Source organism: Sedimenticola sp., from assembly GCF_050289425.1.
Taxonomy (GTDB): Bacteria; Pseudomonadota; Gammaproteobacteria; order Chromatiales; family Chromatiaceae; genus Sedimenticola.
The window spans coordinates 157,842-175,663 of sequence record NZ_JBNKFS010000001.1 but is presented as its reverse complement, the minus strand read 5'-3'; the positions used below and the strand labels follow the sequence as shown (position 1 = coordinate 175,663).

The 17,822-nt window shown below is 52.0% G+C and carries 16 protein-coding genes and 1 tRNA gene; 10 read left to right on the top strand and 7 right to left on the bottom strand.

All coding sequences use genetic code 11. The features are described 5' to 3' along the window. Positions 1-2 precede the first annotated feature (2 nt). A complete protein-coding gene (locus ACQY5R_RS00870) occupies positions 3-1,823 on the bottom strand; it encodes a Na/Pi cotransporter family protein (RefSeq protein WP_428603406.1) in 1,821 nt (606 codons plus the stop codon). A 346-nt stretch (positions 1,824-2,169) separates the two neighbouring features. Here ACQY5R_RS00870 and ACQY5R_RS00865 point away from each other — a divergent pair, with 346 nt between their 5' ends. Beyond that, entirely contained in the window at positions 2,170-4,863 is a 2,694-nt protein-coding gene (locus ACQY5R_RS00865; protein WP_428603404.1) for a tetratricopeptide repeat protein, read from the top strand. Positions 4,864-5,060: 197 nt separating this feature from the next. Here the strand turns inward: ACQY5R_RS00865 and odhB are convergent, their stop codons facing one another. Both odhB and ACQY5R_RS00855 read right to left on the bottom strand, forming a co-directional pair. Beyond that, positions 5,061-6,257: a 2-oxoglutarate dehydrogenase complex dihydrolipoyllysine-residue succinyltransferase gene (gene odhB, locus ACQY5R_RS00860; RefSeq protein ID WP_428603402.1), complete on the bottom strand. Its 1,197-nt coding sequence runs from the start codon at positions 6,255-6,257 to the stop codon at positions 5,061-5,063. Then, positions 6,258-9,119 carry a 2-oxoglutarate dehydrogenase E1 component gene (locus ACQY5R_RS00855; protein WP_428603400.1) on the bottom strand — a complete coding sequence of 954 codons (2,862 nt, stop codon included), beginning with the start codon at positions 9,117-9,119 and terminating at the stop codon, positions 6,258-6,260. It abuts the gene before it with no gap. Between the two features lie 266 nt (positions 9,120-9,385). On the opposite strand from ACQY5R_RS00855, the gene ACQY5R_RS00850 reads away from it, so the two are divergent. After that, complete coding sequence (locus tag ACQY5R_RS00850) at positions 9,386-9,739, top strand: hypothetical protein (RefSeq protein WP_428603398.1); 354 nt, start codon at positions 9,386-9,388, stop codon at positions 9,737-9,739. Positions 9,740-9,828: 89 nt separating this feature from the next. Here the strand turns inward: ACQY5R_RS00850 and ACQY5R_RS00845 are convergent. Then, positions 9,829-9,905: transfer RNA gene (locus ACQY5R_RS00845), tRNA-Arg, on the bottom strand. A gap of 217 nt (positions 9,906-10,122) precedes the next feature. Here ACQY5R_RS00845 and arsS point away from each other — a divergent pair. From arsS to ACQY5R_RS00830, 3 genes are read left to right on the top strand one after another with little or no spacing between them, the layout of a single operon-like run. Continuing rightward, the gene (arsS, locus tag ACQY5R_RS00840) at positions 10,123-11,088 is read left to right on the top strand and encodes an arsenosugar biosynthesis radical SAM (seleno)protein ArsS (protein ID WP_428603396.1); all 966 of its coding nucleotides are present in this window, start codon (positions 10,123-10,125) and stop codon (positions 11,086-11,088) included. A gap of 7 nt (positions 11,089-11,095) precedes the next feature. Next, the gene (locus ACQY5R_RS00835) at positions 11,096-11,767 is read left to right on the top strand and encodes a TIGR04283 family arsenosugar biosynthesis glycosyltransferase (RefSeq protein ID WP_428603394.1); all 672 of its coding nucleotides are present in this window, start codon (positions 11,096-11,098) and stop codon (positions 11,765-11,767) included. After that, positions 11,767-12,390 carry a TIGR04282 family arsenosugar biosynthesis glycosyltransferase gene (locus ACQY5R_RS00830; RefSeq protein WP_428603392.1) on the top strand — a complete coding sequence of 208 codons (624 nt, stop codon included), beginning with the start codon at positions 11,767-11,769 and terminating at the stop codon, positions 12,388-12,390. Before ACQY5R_RS00835 ends, ACQY5R_RS00830 begins: the two co-directional genes overlap by 1 nt. Before the next feature lie 13 nt (positions 12,391-12,403). On the opposite strand, the gene ACQY5R_RS00825 is transcribed toward ACQY5R_RS00830, so the two are convergent. The 3 genes from ACQY5R_RS00825 to flgA all read right to left on the bottom strand — a co-directional run bounded on the left by ACQY5R_RS00825 (position 12,404) and on the right by flgA (position 14,082). Further along, positions 12,404-12,886 (bottom strand): flagella synthesis protein FlgN, encoded by a 483-nt coding sequence (locus ACQY5R_RS00825; protein ID WP_428603390.1) that lies wholly within the window; start codon positions 12,884-12,886, stop codon positions 12,404-12,406. 3 nt (positions 12,887-12,889) lie between these two features. Continuing rightward, positions 12,890-13,222: a flagellar biosynthesis anti-sigma factor FlgM gene (gene flgM, locus ACQY5R_RS00820; RefSeq protein WP_428603388.1), complete on the bottom strand. Its 333-nt coding sequence runs from the start codon at positions 13,220-13,222 to the stop codon at positions 12,890-12,892. A 134-nt stretch (positions 13,223-13,356) separates the two neighbouring features. Continuing rightward, positions 13,357-14,082, bottom strand: a complete 726-nt coding sequence (flgA, locus tag ACQY5R_RS00815) for a flagellar basal body P-ring formation chaperone FlgA (RefSeq protein ID WP_428603386.1) — start codon at positions 14,080-14,082, stop codon at positions 13,357-13,359. A 197-nt stretch (positions 14,083-14,279) separates the two neighbouring features. On the opposite strand from flgA, the gene ACQY5R_RS00810 reads away from it, so the two are divergent. The 5 genes from ACQY5R_RS00810 (at position 14,280) to ACQY5R_RS00790 (ending at position 17,820) form a co-directional block, all read left to right on the top strand. Beyond that, positions 14,280-15,224, top strand: a complete 945-nt coding sequence (locus ACQY5R_RS00810; protein ID WP_428603384.1) for a chemotaxis protein CheV — start codon at positions 14,280-14,282, stop codon at positions 15,222-15,224. 72 nt (positions 15,225-15,296) lie between these two features. After that, positions 15,297-16,115 carry a CheR family methyltransferase gene (locus ACQY5R_RS00805; protein WP_428603382.1) on the top strand — a complete coding sequence of 273 codons (819 nt, stop codon included), beginning with the start codon at positions 15,297-15,299 and terminating at the stop codon, positions 16,113-16,115. A 206-nt stretch (positions 16,116-16,321) separates the two neighbouring features. Further along, on the top strand, positions 16,322-16,711 hold the full coding sequence (gene flgB / locus ACQY5R_RS00800; protein ID WP_428603380.1) for a flagellar basal body rod protein FlgB: 390 nt from the start codon (positions 16,322-16,324) through the stop codon (positions 16,709-16,711). A 2-nt stretch (positions 16,712-16,713) separates the two neighbouring features. Then, positions 16,714-17,127: a flagellar basal body rod protein FlgC gene (gene flgC / locus ACQY5R_RS00795; RefSeq protein WP_428603378.1), complete on the top strand. Its 414-nt coding sequence runs from the start codon at positions 16,714-16,716 to the stop codon at positions 17,125-17,127. A 12-nt stretch (positions 17,128-17,139) separates the two neighbouring features. After that, positions 17,140-17,820 (top strand): flagellar hook assembly protein FlgD, encoded by a 681-nt coding sequence (locus ACQY5R_RS00790; protein ID WP_428603376.1) that lies wholly within the window; start codon positions 17,140-17,142, stop codon positions 17,818-17,820. Positions 17,821-17,822 lie beyond the last annotated feature (2 nt).

Here is a 17,822-nt window from a genome sequence, read left to right as displayed (position 1 = left end):
GGTTATGGCTCCAGCTTTTCAGCTTGATGTTGATCGGAAACGGCCTGAAGCTCGTTATCGTCCAGCGCAATGGTGCGCACGACCTGTGCCAGCTCTCTGGGGCCCGAAACGAACAGGGTCTGGGCGGCACGAATCAAGTTCATGGCAATGCTGTAGGTATAGTTACTGTCGTTCATGAGGGATGTACCTTTGTCCGGAGAAATACTCCGTTGACGTATCCGCTCGATCAAAGATAAATAGAATGTCTCGTGCGTCTCTTTTACCATCAGCTTCAACGCATCCAGCGAAAGTATCGCCGTATCCCCTTCATCTGTCAGTCTAATGTCTTCAAGTTGACGTATTATTACAGCGAGTTGGCTACGTAGTTGGTCATAGGCATTACGCATCGGCATATCGACCGAGTTGATATAGCGGGTCATGTTTTTCTGCAAGTGTTTAACATCTTTAATCGCCTCGACCACATGCTGATTGGCTTCTCGCAAATGATGGAGATCAGCGGACTGTTCCATCTGCCAGGAGAAATTGATGCGGCTAATGAAGGCGACGATTTCACTATAGAGACCCTTGATGCTGCGCTCATAGGCAGCGTCAATATCCAAACGGGTCAGTTTCTTCTGTTTTGTGGCTATTTCCATGAGATCGACGGTGGAGAGCACTTCCGGTCTTCTGAAGCCGAGGGCATGGATCAATATGCCCTGGGCATTATCATAGACATGCAGCGACTCTTGTAGCACCGCCTTGACAGCGGTCTCTGGGAAATCGACAGCTGACTCCGTGAGATATTTCGGTCGGTCAATCTCCACTTTTTTCTCTTTGATCACCCGTTCAAGAAAATTGACCAGCGGCTTGATGAGCGGTGTCATGATCAACACGCCAATTAGATTAAACAGGGTATGGAATACCGCCAGTTTCAGGGTGTAATCATTTTCCCTGATACCGCTGATTAGGCTGATTTCGTCGACAGCATTCTTCAATTGGTAGACAAACAGGATGGCGACAAATCCGGTTACCATATTGAATATCAGGTGCGCGCCGGCCAAGCGCCGACCCTGTGCATTGGCGCTGATCGAGCCCAGTATGGCAGTGATGGTGGTACCGATATTGGCACCAATAGCCAGCGCCAGTGCATTTTCGTAAGTGATCTGTTGCGCCGCCAAGGCCGTAATAATGAGCACCAAGGTGGCGTGGCTGGATTGCATGACTAATGTGGCGAAGGCGCCAACCAGGGTAAAGAGGAACAGCCCTGGATAGCCCTTGACGGCATATTCGACCAGATTGATGCTCTCCTTGAATGCCTCGAACCCCTCTTTCATGTGGTGGATACCGAGAAACAGAAAACCCAGGCCAACCAAGATATAACCGAATCCATTCAGATTTTTCGCTTTTTGGAATATCAGCAGTACACCAAATACCAGCATCGGCATGGCATAAGCGGCAATATTTACCTTTAGACCAAAGCCGGCGATTAACCAGGCGCCGGTGGTGGTGCCCAGGTTGGCGCCAAAGATAATGCCGATACCGGCCATTAGGGAGAGTAGGCCGGCACTGAGGAAAGAGATGGTAATGACAGACACCAGAGAACTGGATTGCATAATGGTGGTGGAGACAATGCCGAAAACCAGGCTTTTCCAGTGACTGGACGTGGTTCTATTAATCAAACGCTCCAGGATACCGCCGGTAAATGAACGGAAACCCTGTTCCAGCGAGAGCATGCCAAACATAAAGATGGCTACACCGGCGGATATCTCCTTGAAGTCCTCACTCAGCCAAAATCCATAGGCGAGGATGACGAAGATGGTAGGGAGCAGTATTTTTTTCAGCATGTCTGCTACATCGTACCTGGTGGGCGCATCGAGTGGCGCCGTTCTATTGTTATCCTTTATTGAGGGTGTCCAGGGGTGGGACCTGAACAAACTCAATTTTAGTATATATAACTGTAAAAATATTAAATCTTATGCGAACTTCCCCTGTGCTGATCGTAATGATCAGGTTGTTTTACTTCTAGGACAAGAAGGATGAACTCATTGGTATGGTCTTATGATGCCTGCCCGGTTCAGCCGATTGGGCTTATTGTTAAATTCTGCAAGGAATACTCGTTTACTGGATCTTTTACAAGTTGTATGTTTTGCAAGTGATTGCCGCAAATCAGATAAATATTCAGGATTAATAATGGGTCTGACAGAGAAACAGCTCCGCGACGTGAGCGGTATTTTGGCTACCGCGGTTAATCTACACCAACAGGGTGAGCTGCAGCAGGCAGAATCACTCTACCGCCAAGTCCTTGATATTGATCCCAGGAATGCGGATGCATTCAATTTACTTGGTGTGATCGCAAAGCAGATTGGTGAATTGGAAGCTTCTTGTAAGTTAATTAAAAGGGCAATCCGAATAAATCCGCAAGAGGCGCAGTTTCATTACAATTTGGGTGTCACTTATCAAGAGATGGGTGAGCAGCTGAAGGCTGTCAGTGCCTATCAACAATGTATTCGCCTAAATGCCGGCTACTTGCAGGCCTATGAGAATTTGTCGATCGTATATAGGGACCAGAACAACACCAGGGCCGCTTATGATATCTGCGAAAAAGCGCTAGCGTTAAGCGAAAGCTCTCTTACCGCGAATTACAATATGGCGGCACTGCTTTTTAACAGCGGCCGTCATAGGGAAGCTTTGGGCTATGTTGAGCGAGTCCTGGAGATGAGCCCAGCATACGCCGATGCCCACTGGCTAAAGTCGGCCATACTTTTGTCACAAGGTGATTTCGAACTGGGCTGGGCTGAATATGAGTGGCGCTATTTTGTTAGAGAGCACACCGCTTCAAACGCAGTACGGGTGATCCCTTTTCCCGTGTGGGATGGTAGTTCCCTAGTCGGGAAAAAAATATTAATCACATCGGAGCAAGGTGTAGGTGATGAAGTCTTGTTCTCATCTTGCTTCCATGAAATTTCCTCTCAAGCTGGAAAATGCGTCATTGAATGTGATCCCAGGTTAGTTGAATTATTCAGCAGATCGTTTCCACAGGCGACGTTTATTGCGCGATCTGAAGAACGGGATTTTTGCTGGAATTCGGATATGCCGAATTTTGATTTTCAGCTATCTGCAGGATCTTTGCCCCGTTTTTTTCGTCGCCGGATAGGTGATTTCTCCACCGCGTCCGATTATCTGGGTGTCGATAGGGAGTTAAAACAAAAATGGAATAGGAAACTCTCGCAGCTAACGCATCCGATAAATATAGGGATATCCTGGCGAGGCGGCGTCGTAGACAAAGTTAAGGCGGCAAGATCTATCCCCCTGGATCTTTGGGTAACACTATTTCGAAATCATGATGCCAACTTTATAAATCTTCAGTATGGAGATTGCCGTAGAGAGATCGATTCATTTAACAAAAAACATCGTCTGCACCTGCATGACTTTGAGGAACTTGATGCACTGAGGAATATAGATGACTTGTGTGCATTAATTTCAGAACTTGACCTGGTTATCTCCATCGATAATTCAACCGCTCATATGACGGGTGCCGTGGGTACGCCTGTATGGGTTTTACTTTCTAATAATCCAGTATGGGTATGGGGTGAATCTCGGGAAAATACCGAGTGGTATCGATCTGCGCGGTTATTTAGGCAAGACGAGACGGGTAATAACGCTTGGCAAGGCGTACTTAGAGACGTGGATGCTCAACTGGCGATTTATTTAGAGCAGGGGTCGTTGGTATCTCATGAACAACAGTTATCGGTACCCCGCATATCTGTGCAGGAGCCAAATGTTGCGCAGATGCCAACGGCCGTGTCGAAGGCGCTGATTTTGAACGACACATCATCCTGGTATCACTGGGGATGCTCATGTACCTCGCTGGCTATCCATGCAAGGTTACGGGAGAGCTGGGGTTCGGTTGTCTCTCTACCGATCTATGATACAAGCCGTCTCTTAGGCCTTCCTGATTCGATAGAGGGATTTGATGATGATGATATTTATCAACAATTTACGCAGGTGAATCTGGGTATCATCGAACGATTGGGCGATGTGGACGCTGTCTATGTAAATGGTGAAGGCAGTTTGCACGGTATTAGTTCCATCGCGGTCGGTCTGCTTTACCTCTCTTACATCGCTAAAACCCGATTGAAGAAACAGGTGCGAATCATTAACCACTCCTGTTATCCAGAGGATAATTTGGTGGTATCTGATAGTGTTGTCTTTCAAATGTATAAGAAGGTTTATCGAGTTGTGGATACAGTAGCTGTTCGTGAACCGGCCAGTTACCGATTAGTTTCAAAAATGGGGATTGATGCACGCCTCTCCTTCGACTGTTTACCACTTTTTGTTGAACGCTATTACGTTGAAAAATCAAAATCGCCTGATAAAAAGATCACGATTGCCGGATCTGTCGCCTGGAGTGATAAGACGATCCGGGTGATTGGGGATGCAATCGTTAAACTTTTTGATATGGGATACACGGTAACATTCCTTATAGGCGCCAAGGCAAATCTTGCTCCCGACGATGTGGTGTGCGCTGAGTTGTTGAAGAAGCAATCCGGTAACGCATTTCAACTCTATTTGGCCACATCGGAGCTGGACTGGTTGCGCACTATTGCCGATTCAATACTGCTGATATCGGGCCGTTTCCACCATTCGATTGCAGCGGCTGCCCTGGATACCCCATTTCTTCTCTTAGAAAGTAATACCCCTAAAGTGGATGGCCTTATGGAGGCGCTTTCAATAAACACCCGGGTTTTTGCAAGTGATCCCGATCTGGCAGATACCCTCATCTCCCGGGCAGTCGACTTGATTGAATCTCCTGAGCAATATCTGCTGACTCATGAAACCAAGCAGAAACTTGTTGATCTGGCAGAACAAAATTTCGTTATATGACTTGCCCGGATAGCTTGATAACCAGCCGGATCCTGACATGACCGATTTGAACCCGTGTGCGGTGGCATATAGTTATTTGCAAGAATCAGATAGAGGTTGCCGTGATTGACCAACGTAAAAGCCCCAGCGAAGAGGCTGGGGCTTTTGATGAGAAACGCCTTTGGGTTGAAACGACCGAAGGCGCTACCCGGTTAGTGCTAGACCTGCAGCAGCAGTCGGGTGGGATCTTCCAGCATGTTCTTAATGGTTACCAGGAACTGAACCGCTTCACGTCCATCAATGATGCGATGGTCATAGGAGAGAGCCAGATACATCATGGGACGGATCTTGATTTCGCCATTGATCACCATGGGACGCTGCTGGATGGTGTGCATACCCAGGATGGCACTCTGTGGTGGGTTCAGGATCGGCGTTGAGAGCATGGAACCAAAGACACCGCCATTGGAGATGGTGAAGGTACCTCCTGTGAGCTCCTCGTAGCTGAGCGAGCCGTCGTTCGCTTTCTTGCCGAAATCGCGTACCGCCTTCTCAGTGTCGGCAAAACCGAGTTGATCGGCATCACGGAGGATGGGTACCACCAACCCGCGGGGAGAACCGACGGCAATACCGATATCGTAGTAGCCGTGGTAGATGATGTCTTTGCCATCGATAGAGGCATTGACTGCCGGGAACTGTTTCAGTGCCTCGACGGAGGCCTTGATGAAGAAGGACATGAAGCCGAGTTTAACCTCATGATCTTTTTCAAACTTATCCTTATAGTTCTTGCGCAGGTCATTGATGGCCTGCAGATCGACTTCATTGAACGTGGTCAGGATAGCGGCGTTCTGCTGTGCCTCCAACAGGCGCTCGGCGATACGGGCGCGCAATCTTGTCATAGGGACACGTTGCTCAGGACGGTCACCCTCGATGCCGGTCTGGGTGATTTCACTCTCTTGAGTGGTTTGTGCAGCCGGTTTATTGGCGGCCACTTCCAGGCTTTCGATATAGGCGGTGACATCGGTTTTCAGAATGCGGCCATCTTTGCCGGTGCCGACGATATCTTTGGGGTCGATACCCTTCTCTTTAACCAGCCTGCGTACGGCCGGTGTCAGAACCGGTTCATCGTCAGTCGCTGCCTCGGCTGCTGCCGGTGACGCGGCAGGCGCCTGCGCCGCACTACCTTCCTGGATGATCGTCAGCAGATCGCCTGCTTGCACCGTATCGCCTTCAGATGCGCTGATAGCACCGAGTATTCCTTCGACGGGTGAGGGGACTTCCAGTACAACCTTGTCGGTCTCCAGATCTACGAGGTTCTCGTCACGGGACACGGCATCCCCCGGCTTCTTGTGCCAGGTCAGAATAGTGGCGTCGGCGACAGATTCCGGCAGCGCCGGTACAGTTACGTTAGTACTCATTTATGCAGGCATCCTTCGGTTCATTGAGGGATTGATTTGGCCGGTAAGGGCCTCATCGATCAAGGTCTCTTGTTGTTGAACATGTATCGGGTAGTATCCGACAGCCGGTGCGGCAGCGGCCGGCCGCCCTACGTAGTAGAGGTGTTTCCCTTTATCGAGCAGGGTATGGAAACGGTGTTTGATCTGGTCCCAGGCACCCTGGTTTTGCGGCTCTTCCTGACACCAGATGATCCGCTCAACCTGTGGGTACTGGTCGATCATGGCATCGAATATCTCGCGCGGGAAGGGGTAGAGCTGTTCGAGCCGGAGGATTGCTACATTGCGCAATCCGCGGGCCCGGCGCGCCTCAAGCAGCTCGTAGTAAACCTTGCCCGAGCAGACAACGATGTGCTCGACCTCATTCGGATCGAGATCGTCGATCTCGCCGATAACCGGCTGGAATCCACCCTTGGTAAACTCCTCCAGTGCCGAGGTGGCCAAGCGGTGGCGCAGCAGACTCTTGGGCGACATCACAATCAGGGGCTTTCTCATCGGGCGCAGCATCTGCCTGCGCAGCATGTGGAACACTTGTGCCGGCGTGGTCGGTACGCATACCTGCATGTTGTGTTCCGCGCAGAGCTGCAGGTAGCGCTCCAGTCTGGCAGAAGAGTGTTCCGCTCCCTGGCCTTCATAGCCATGGGGCAGCAGCATCACCAGACCGCAATAGAGGCCCCATTTGGCTCCGCCGGAACTGATGAACTGGTCGATGACAACCTGGGCGCCATTGGCAAAGTCACCGAACTGCGCTTCCCAAATGGTAAGGGCCTTGGGTTCGGTGGTGGCATAACCGTATTCAAAACCCAGTACGGCCTCTTCCGAAAGCAGGGAGTCGATCACCAGGAAATTGGCCTGGTTTTCCGATATGTACTGCAACGGGGTATAACTTTCGCCGGTCAACTGGTTGTGCAGTACCGCATGGCGGTGGGAGAAGGTACCGCGTCCACAATCCTGTCCGGAAAGACGCACCGGAATGTTGTCATCCACCAGAGAGGCGTAAGCGAGGCACTCGCCAAATCCCCAATCCACCAACTGATCGCCGCTGGCCATCTTGCGACGGCCTTCTATCAACTTGTTGACGCGGCCATGCAGCTCAAAATCATCGGGTACGTCGAGCAGGCGGTTGGCCAGATGGGATAACCGCTCCTGGCTGATGCAGGTCTCCGCGGGATGCTCCCAGTCGATATGCTGATAGGGGGCCCAGTTGACGTGATAGGGGTAGTTGAGATCGGTCAAGGTCGGACGTGCGACGGTGGAATTCTGCTCCAGCGAGGAGCGGTAATCTTCCACCATCTCCCGGCTCTGATCCGGTGTGACGATACCTTCCGAGATCAATTGATCGGAATAGTTTGAACGGGTGGTCGGCAGACGACGAATCTTTTGATACATCATCGGCTGGGTCATCGCCGGCTCATCCGCTTCGTTGTGACCGTGTCGGCGATAGCAGATCAGGTCGATGATGACGTCCTTGTGGAAGCGTTGACGGTAGTCCATGGCCAGGCGAGTAACGAAAATGACCGCTTCAGGGTCGTCGCCATTCACATGGAAGATCGGTGCCTGAACCATTTTGGCTACATCGGTACAGTAGAGTGTGGACCGGGTATCCAACGGATTACTGGTAGTGAAACCAACCTGATTGTTGATGACGATATGGATCGACCCGCCGGTGGTGTAACCGCGGGCCTGGGACATCTGGAAGGTCTCCATTACCACGCCCTGTCCGGCGAAAGCGGAGTCACCATGGATCAAGATCGGCAGAACCTCTTTGCCTTCGCGGTCTTCACGGCGCTGCTGTCTGGCCCGTACCGAGCCTTCGATCACCGGACTGATGATCTCCAGGTGTGACGGGTTAAAACCCAGCACCACATGGGTGAAGCCGGTCGGGGTTTCAATATCGGTTGAGAAGCCCATGTGATACTTCACATCACCGGAGCTCTTGTAACGTTCCGGGGTCTTTTTGCCCTCGAACTCTTCGAACAGTTCAGCCGGCGCCTTCCCCAGGATATTGGTCAATACGTTGAGGCGTCCGCGATGGGCCATACCAATCGCCACCTCGCGTATACCGTCCTGGCCGCCGCGTTGAATCAGTTCGTCGAGCAACGGGATCAGCGATTCACCGCCTTCCAGTGAAAAGCGCTTTTGGCCGACATAGCGGGTATGCAGATACTTTTCCAATCCTTCCGCGGCAGTAATCAGGGTCAACAGCCACTTTTTATCATCGGCAGAGAGGTCTGCCTTCGCTCGGGAACCTTCCACCCTTTTCTGAATCCAGCGCTTCTGGCGAGTATCGGTGATGTGCATGTACTCGGCGCCAATATTCTTACCATAGACATCTTTAATAAAGCTGATGATCTCGCGCAGTGGCATGCGGTCCGGAGCAAATAGTGAACCGGTATTGAAAACCGTGTCCATGTCCGCCTCACCGAGACGATGGAAAGCGGGGTCCAGATCCGGAACGTCTTCCACGTCACGCAGGCGTAGCGGATCCAGCGTGGCATATTGATGTCCCCGGACACGCCAGGCATTCACCAGACGCAGTACGGCGGCCTGTTTTTCTGCCGCTCCGGGTGACATGCGCTCGGCAGTCTGTCGGGATGCCGGGCGTTTTTCCCTGGCCAGACGGGCGAAGTTAGACCTGACGGGGCCGTGTGCAATATCCGGGGCCTCGTTGGCGGAGTCCTTGATAATGCTGTCAAAACGCGCTCTCCAAGCAGGATCCACACTGTTCGGGTCCTGTAGATAGCGTTCGTAGAGATCCTCTATAAAGGCGGCATTACCGCCGGAGAGGGCAGATGTGGTGCGTAACAACTCCAGAAGTGCGCTCATTTGGATGATCGGCCTATTATTGATGGTTGGGAGAGCGATTAGGAGGATAGTAGCATATGAGACACTTTTTTAAAGCGTTTTTGTAAGATTAGTATAATCATCCAAAAAAACTGCTATTTTTGTGCGTTTGCACAATTCGGTAAATTCGCTTCGATTGAACTAAATCACACTTATTCATGGAGTTAGGGTTTTATTGGAGTAGGGCGTTATACTCTCCGGGTGCGATAGCAAAAACCAGGATAAATCCGAATTGGCAGCCCCTTTTTATGCAGGAACCGGAAAAAAAACAGAAAAAAAAATGGGTACGCCTCACTGTCAGTTCCCTGGAGGCGGATGTGGCCTATTTTGATGCCCGGTTGGCGCTGTTGAACAATAAAAAGAGCAGTTACTATCAGTTGGCCCAGCTCAGGGCCTATACCGAACTGGGACGGGTGCTCTCCGAAATACTTGCCCGCCTGCAGGCACGTCCCAAACAGCCCCCTGCGACCCCGACAGCGTCCGGCATAGAGGTTATCGAGGCCGATTCACAGCCGCTTAACGGCGTGCTGGCAGAGGAAGGGGCGACGCCGACTGTTAACGATACGTCGCCAAAACCGGCGTCGCCGACGGAATCGGACTGATAATCCGCTGTCTGAGAATATTCTTGTTGCGAATTGAAAGAGACCGGGGCCTGGGCGGGTCTCCTACATAATGCAAGGCGGAAGGGAAGTGGCGCCCCCGACACGATTCGAACGTGTGGCCTCACCCTTAGGAGGGGTGCGCTCTATCCAGCTGAGCTACGGGGGCAATAAATGGCGTCGTACGGGGTTGTATGATGTGACGACAATGGCGGCTGAGCATGGCGGCCTTCCTTAATGCGGCGCATTTTAGCATTTTATAAGGGGCGCTTGGCAACCTCGCCGTCGCCTTCGCTTGGTGGGGCGGTACCATAACTTAGTATCGATTCATGCGCTATACCTGAAAACCGCTGTACTAAATTGATTTTGGCTGAGGCACAACTGCTATGTTGGATACCGCTCATTTACTTTCACCCACAAACTTCCCCCCTATTAATAGAGGGCGGCTGGAGACGCTTCAGGTAAACTTGGGTTATCAATGTAACCAGACGTGCCAGCACTGCCATGTCAACGCGGGTCCGACACGCACGGAAACCATGCAGAGAAAGACGATTGAGGAGGTGTTGCGCTTTATCGATCGGCAACAGATACGTTGTATAGATTTAACCGGTGGCGCCCCGGAATTGAATGACCATTTTTCTTATCTGGTCACGGCGGCATCCGAGCGGGGGGTTAAGGTAATCGATCGCTGTAATCTGTCGATCCTTGAAGAGCCGGGGCAGGAGAAGTTAGGCGAATTCTTGGCTCGTCACCAGGTTGAGGTGGTGGCTTCACTGCCCTGCTATCTGAAACAGAATGTCGATCAGCAGCGCGGTGTCGGTACCTACGATGCCAGTATTCGTGGGCTCAAACGGTTGAATGATCTTGGTTATGCCCGGGAGGGGCGTGGCCTGATACTGAATCTTGTCTATAACCCGCAGGGCCCTGCGCTACCACCCGCACAAAAGGCACTGGAGACGGATTATAAAAAGCGCTTGTTCGATGATCATGGCATTTGTTTCGATCAACTCTTTACCATTACCAATATGCCGATCAGTCGCTTTGGCAGTATGTTGCTATCGAAGGGGCAGTTCCATGACTATCTGGATTTGCTCAAAAATGCCTACAGCACGGAAAACCTGGAAACCGTCATGTGCCGACATCTCCTGAGTGTCGATTGGCAAGGTTATCTATACGATTGCGATTTTAACCAGATGCTGCGTATGCCGATTTCTCACAAGGGTAAAGAGAAGATCCATTTGCGCGATGTGATGGATGAAAAACCGGCCGGATGGGCGATTAGGACTGCCGAGCACTGCTACGGCTGTACAGCCGGCCAGGGCAGCAGCTGCGGTGGTGCGCTAAGCGATTAAGCAAGCCATGCTAAGTATCATCATTCCTTGCCTAAATGAGTCGGATAGTATCCAGACATTGTTGGAATCCCTCCAGGGTGCTAGGGCGGCGGGTGTTGAGCTGGTGCTGGCGGATGGCGGCAGCGGCGATAATACCGTGGCACTGTCGACGCCTTGGGTGAGTAAGGTAGTCGTGACGGCAGCAGGTCGGGCTCGGCAGATGAACGCGGGCGCCGCTGTCGCCAGCGGTGAGATACTGTGGTTTCTTCATGCGGATAGCGTAATTGGTGAGGACTTTCCCCGGCTGATCGAGTCGGTGATGGCGCGATCTGCTCGTCCCTGGGGACGGTTCACAGTTTGCTTATCAGGACGTCATCCTCTGTTGCGTATTGTCGAATTCATGATGAATTGGCGTTCCCGGATAACCGGTATCGTGACCGGGGACCAGGGGCTATTCATCCACCGAGAACTGTTTGTTCGCATGGGTGGATTTCCCGAAATCCCTTTGATGGAAGATATCGCGATCAGTAAACGCCTGCGGCGGGTTTCACCGCCGCTGGTGTTGCCACAACGATTGGTGACCTCTAGCCGCCGCTGGGAGACGCATGGAATTGCCTTCACCATCTTATTGATGTGGCGCCTGCGCTGGGCCTATTTTCGCGGTGCGAACCCGGCTGATTTGGCTCAAAGATACCGCTGATGCGCTTTCCCAAGTCCCGTATCCTGTTGTTTGCCAAGGCGCCGCGAGCCGGACAGGTTAAGACGCGGCTGGTTCCGTCGATTGGTGAAGAGGGGGCCGCATCAATTTATCGAACACTTCTGGAGCGCGTAATAGAACAAGCGGCAGGGCAATTGGCACCGCTGGAGATCTGGTGTGCGCCGGATACCCAACATGCTGTTTTTCGGCAGGCCGCTACACGGCCCAATGTGACGCTGCACAGGCAGGTGGACGGAGATCTGGGTCAGCGCATGGCATTTGCAACCCGACAGGCCTTGGCTCACTCAGAAGCGATATTGCTGATTGGCGGTGATTGCCCGGTTTTGGATGCGGGTCATCTTTTTACTGCGCTAACCTGGCTAGATGGGGGAGCGGATGCGGTGATTGGTCCGGCCGAGGATGGTGGTTACGTGCTACTGGGTTTGAGGCGTCTGCACAGCACACTGTTTAGTGATATCCCTTGGGGCACATCAGATGTGCTGGCGATTACCCGGCAGCGGCTCGACCAACTGGGCTGGAGTTGGCGTGAGCTTGAAGTACTCTGGGATTTGGACAGGGAGACCGATCTGGAACGCTATCGCTGCTTGGAACGGAGCTCCCGATAATAACTAAGCGTTGTCAGGCCTTGGCCAGAGAGTGTCCGGGCGCTTCTTTATTGTACTGTCCCTTGGCTCCGTAGGTATTTCGGTTGTGGGTGCGCCCACAGAGAATATCCAGCGCCTGATTGTTGTGGCGTTGACTTAACGCGAGGATGCCACCATTAACTTCATTTTGTTCACGCAACTCGGTAGCAATCTCCGCCAGATCTTTCCACAGGGTGGAACAGACTGAATCGGTATCATGCTGTAACAGCCGTTTGATGCCTGCCGTACCACCAGGAATCTTGAATGACGCCAGCAAGTGATCTCGTTGCCGGGCCAGCCCTTGCATCTCTTCGACCGCCTGTTGTTTTTCTCTGCTGATTGACAAAACCTGATCGGGGTCACGCGATTTGAGGGCCTTATGTTCGCGCTGAAGGATCTCCATTAACGATCGGGCGCAGTCCAACTCGGAGGAAAGGATTTGGCTGAGTGGGTTCTGCAGTTCGGCAGAGAGGGTCATGGATTACTCCTTTTTGTCTATCTGGGAAAAATCACGTTCCTGGGCTAAAAGATTCTCTGCGGCATCTTCCGGTTCAAATGCAAAGGTACCGGTAGCCAGAGAGCGTTGTACATCGGATACGTGTTGCGCATCAGCGATCGGCAAGTTGGCAATTTGCGCTTCAAGCTCCTGCAGGCGAGTGGCAGATATGGTCAAGCTGACGGTATCGCCACTGCCGGCAGATGCTTTGCCGGTTGATGCGGCGTCCGTTGTCGCTGTTTGTGACTTCTCAGTCGCCTTGCTCTGGCTGGTATCGCCGGTACTAATAGGATGTCCGGACAAACCTTTGATTTTCATGCTGTTAACCACCTCGAAAAAAGTTCCCATAAGCATATCGGCAATAGGGGTATAAGCTTTAGTCGGTTTCCAGTCAGTTTGATGATCAAAATCCAGCTCAGTTCACATTCCACGCCTGCCAGGGTTGGCGAGTACTAGGTCGTGGCTTTCACGACGCCGGCGGAGATAACCGTGGCCTCGATACGTCTGTTGGAACTGTTGTTTTCAACCTTTATCCGTTCGCCGATTGCGCCGTTTGAAAGCGCCTTACCATTCATACGGACCTGTAACGGGCCAATTTGGGCGACGATCACCACTTGCATGCCTTTCTTGACGGCATGCTGGATCACGATCTGTCCCGGTGTCAGGATGGCATCGGCGTGAATGCGCCGCTTCAGTTTTTTTCCGATGGCTTGATTCGGCTGTTCGAGATAACCACGGTGCAAACGGGCAACGTCGCGCTTCTCGATCTTGATATCTGCCTCAGTGATGATGGTGCCTCGGGGCAGTTCTCGATCAGCGACGACAATCCCCTTTACTAAAGAGAGTGTTACCGGGACAAAAAGGCTCCAGCCATCGGTATCGTTACAGCGAACGCCGACCGTAATACGGGACGCGCTTTTACGCCCATAGGGGGAGAATGTATCCAAAGGCTGGCTGCAGGCCGACAGGCGTAGTCGACTGTCCAGTCGCCCTGCGGTGACGCTGATCTCTTGCTCTGCCTGGTCCAAGTCATCCAAGACGTGCTGTTCAGCTGCTGCCTGGATGCTTTCGTGGGATTGTACTGGGGCGTCAGTATCCGGTCTCGCCGAGAGGGGCCAGGCGAGAAGCAGGATCGGCCAGCAATACCGTATGCATGAGAAGAGGATTATTCTGTACATCATTTCACCTATGGGTTCATGTGCTACCATCAGTTGCCGCCCTTGATAAATATGCAAATCCCATGCCTGATATATATTGATAGCAGGAGCGTTAGGGTCGATTGGTAGGTCCTGGTCGTCCACCAGCGGCTTGTTCTAAAGCAATGGGTATCCGGGTCGCTAACATCTGACAGAGAGCGTACAACGGAGAGTGAGACATGGCCGGTATCCTTGACGGTGTTGATCAACGAACCAAACTGGCGGGTAGAAATCGACTGGAACTGTTGCTGTTCCGGCTGGCTGGCCGGCAACGGTTCGGTATTAACGTGTTTAAGGTACAAGAGGTGATTCAGTGTCCGCCACTGACCCAACTCCCGGGCTCCCACCCGGTTGTCAGGGGAATCGCCAATATGCGCGGCAAAACCATCACGGTGATGGATCTCTCCCAGGCGATTGGCGGGCCTCCTCTGGCAAATATCGAAGGCCGGTTTGTCATCATCACCGAATATAACCGTCGGGTGCAGGGATTTCTGGTCGGCTCCGTGGATCGGATCGTTAATATGAATTGGGGCGATATTCTGCCTCCACCGAAGGGTGCGGCAAAGGGCAGTTATATGACGGCCGTAACCCGCGTCGACGATGAACTGGTGGAAATTATCGATGTAGAGAAGGTACTTAGCGAGATTGTTACAGTGCCGGAGGATGTCTCGGAAGGCGTCATCGAAGAGGAGGCCATCGATGAGACGCAACATGTCTTGATCGCTGATGACTCTTCCGTGGCAAGAAATCAGGTCAAACGGGTATTGGATAAACTGGGTGTGATGACCACGGTCTGTAACGACGGACAGCAAGCACTGGACCAATTGAAGTCCTGGGTCAATGAAGGACGCAAGGTTTCCAATTTTTTGTCATTGGTGATTTCCGATGTGGAGATGCCGGTGATGGATGGTTACACCCTTACTACTGAAATAAGGAAGGATCCTGAACTCGCCAATTTACATGTTATCCTCCATACTTCGTTAAGCGGGGTGTTCAATCAGAGCATGATCGAAAAGGTGGGGGCTAATGCATTTTTAGCTAAATTTGAGCCGGACGAGCTGGCCCGGGTGGTACAAACTCGTCTTAAACAGCACAAGCTGGAAGTTCAGGCGCTCTCCTCCTGATAACTTAAATTAAGGTTGAATAACAATTAACGAGAATGGACAACCATTCTTCAGTGCCGAGCGGGCCGGAATATGCTGTCACACGGTGATTACGAGGCGTTTCAAAAGTTTCTTGAAGATGCCTGCGGGATAGTTTTGGGTGCCGGGAAGGAGTACCTGGTATCAAGCCGTCTCGGCGGGCTGATGCGTGAGTATGGCATCGCTACGGTTGGGGATTTGCTGGGGCAACTCAACAGCGGCAGAAATCAGCGACTCAGAACCAGCATCATCGACGCCATGACCACCAACGAGACCTTCTGGTTTCGTGATATGTCCCACTTTCGCTTGCTTCAGGATCTGATCTGTCCGGAGATAAAGGCCCGTTCGGGTCGGTCGATGCGGATCTGGTCCGCCGCCTGTTCTTATGGCCAGGAACCCTACAATCTAAGTATGGTGGTACAGGACTACCAACGGGCGAACCCCGGGGCGCTCTCTGGTGGTGTTGAGGTAATTGCCACCGATATCTCTTCAACTGTTTTGGCAGAAGCAAAAAAGGGGATCTATTGTGGGCTCTCATCGTCCCGCGGTTTAAGCCTGGAGCAACAAAATCGCTATTTTAAGGCCAATGGTGATTGTCTGGAAGTCAGGCCAGAGATCAGGCAACGCGTCAGTTTTCGAGAGCTGAACCTGACCAAAGGCTATGAATTGATGGGGCGGTTTGACGTGATTTTCTGCCGCAACGTGTTGATCTATTTCTCCAGCGATCAGAAGCGCGACATTATCAACCGAATGGCCCGCTCCCTGAATCCCGGAGGCTATCTGTTTTTGGGTTCGACCGAGTCTCTCTCCGCCCATACCGACCGTTTTGAAATGGTCAGTAAAATGGGTGGCATCGCCTACCGCTTGAAATAATCCTCCCCTCCCTGGGCGCCGCGTGAGGTGCCAATCGTGTCCCGACTTTGTGATTCCGGTTAGCGTTTGCCGCTAGGGCGGCCTGGGCTTGCCGCTTCTTTTTTTTTTCGTAGTTCATGTCGGTTAAATCCAAATAAAATCAAATAGATAGAGTTTTGGCATGTTGTCTGCTTGTTGCCTTGCATAAAGAACCAGGAAGCAGACCGATGAGCTTTGATAAAATACTTGGAATTCACGCCCAGTCCTTGCAGCTACATGCCAAGCGTGCCGAGGTACTGGCCAGTAATATCGCCAATGCGGATACGCCGGGGTATAAGGCGAGGGATTTTGACTTTCGCGAAATACTGCGCCAGGAGATGCCGCAATCTGTCACGCTGCGGACGACCCACCAAAACCATATTCCACTGGACAATGGTGTCATCTCTCCCAGTGAGATGGCCTACCGCATACCCAGCCAACCAAGCCTGGATGGCAATACCGTCGATAGCCAGCTGGAACATACCGCGTATGCGGAAAATGCCATTCAGTACCAGACCAGTCTGCGTTTCCTCAGCGGCTCTATTCAAACCCTTAAGAAAGCCATAGTGGGGCAATAATCATGTCAATGTTCAAGATATTCGATACCGCCGCCTCTGGCATGAGTGCGCAATCGCTACGTCTGAATACTGTGGCCAGCAATATGGCGAATGCAGATAGCGTGAGCAGCAGTATCGAAGAGACCTATAAAGCCCGACAGCCGGTATTCAGTGCGCTGCTGAACCAACTTAACCCGGATGCACCGGCTGTGGGTGTTCAGGTCAAGGGGGTAGTCGAGAGTCAGGCTCCTCTGAGTATGGAGTATGCCCCGAATCACCCCAAAGCCAACGAAGAGGGTTATATCTTTCGCCCCAACGTCAATGTCATGGAGGAGATGGCCAATATGATATCTGCCTCCCGTTCGTATCAAAGTAACGTCGAAGTGGTTAACACCGCCAAGCAGTTAATGATTGCCACCTTGCGTTTAGGTGATTAAAGGAGCCGCCGAATGAGTACCGTCAATGCAACCAGCAATAATCAGATTTACCAAGCGTTGGGTCTTTCACGTGAACTTGAAACACAGAAGTCCGACCAGCTTCAGTTGGAGGATTTTCTCGAGTTGATGGTGACCGAATTAACCCACCAAGATCCTTTCAAACCGATGGAAAACAGTGAACTGGCAACACAGATTTCACAATTTGCCACGGTTTCTGGAATTGATGAATTGAATGGCTCTTTCTCGAGCTTTTCGGATTCGATGATTTCGGGCCAAGCACTGCAGGCATCCAATCTTGTCGGCCGCACCGTGCTGGTACCGGTCACGACGGGCAATTTGGAAACAGGTGGCTCGATCAAGGGTGTAGTGGGTGTTACTGAATCTGCCAGCGACGTGACCGTTAGGATATCCGATGCCTCGGGTGCCTTGGTCAAGGAGATCAAACTGGGAACCCAGTCAAAGGGTGAGGTGAGTTTCACTTGGAATGGCCTGGATGAGAACGGAGAAGCGGTCGCGCCCGGACAGTACACGGTCGAAGCACTCGCCGAAGTGGACGGTGAAACCGTATCACCCTACACCTTGCTGGAAGCCAAGATTGACAGCGTCAGCATTGGCGGTGTGGGGCAGGGACTCTCGGTAAATCTTGCCGGCCTGGGCCCGGTTTCGTTCAGTTCTATAGCAGAAATCCGCTGATT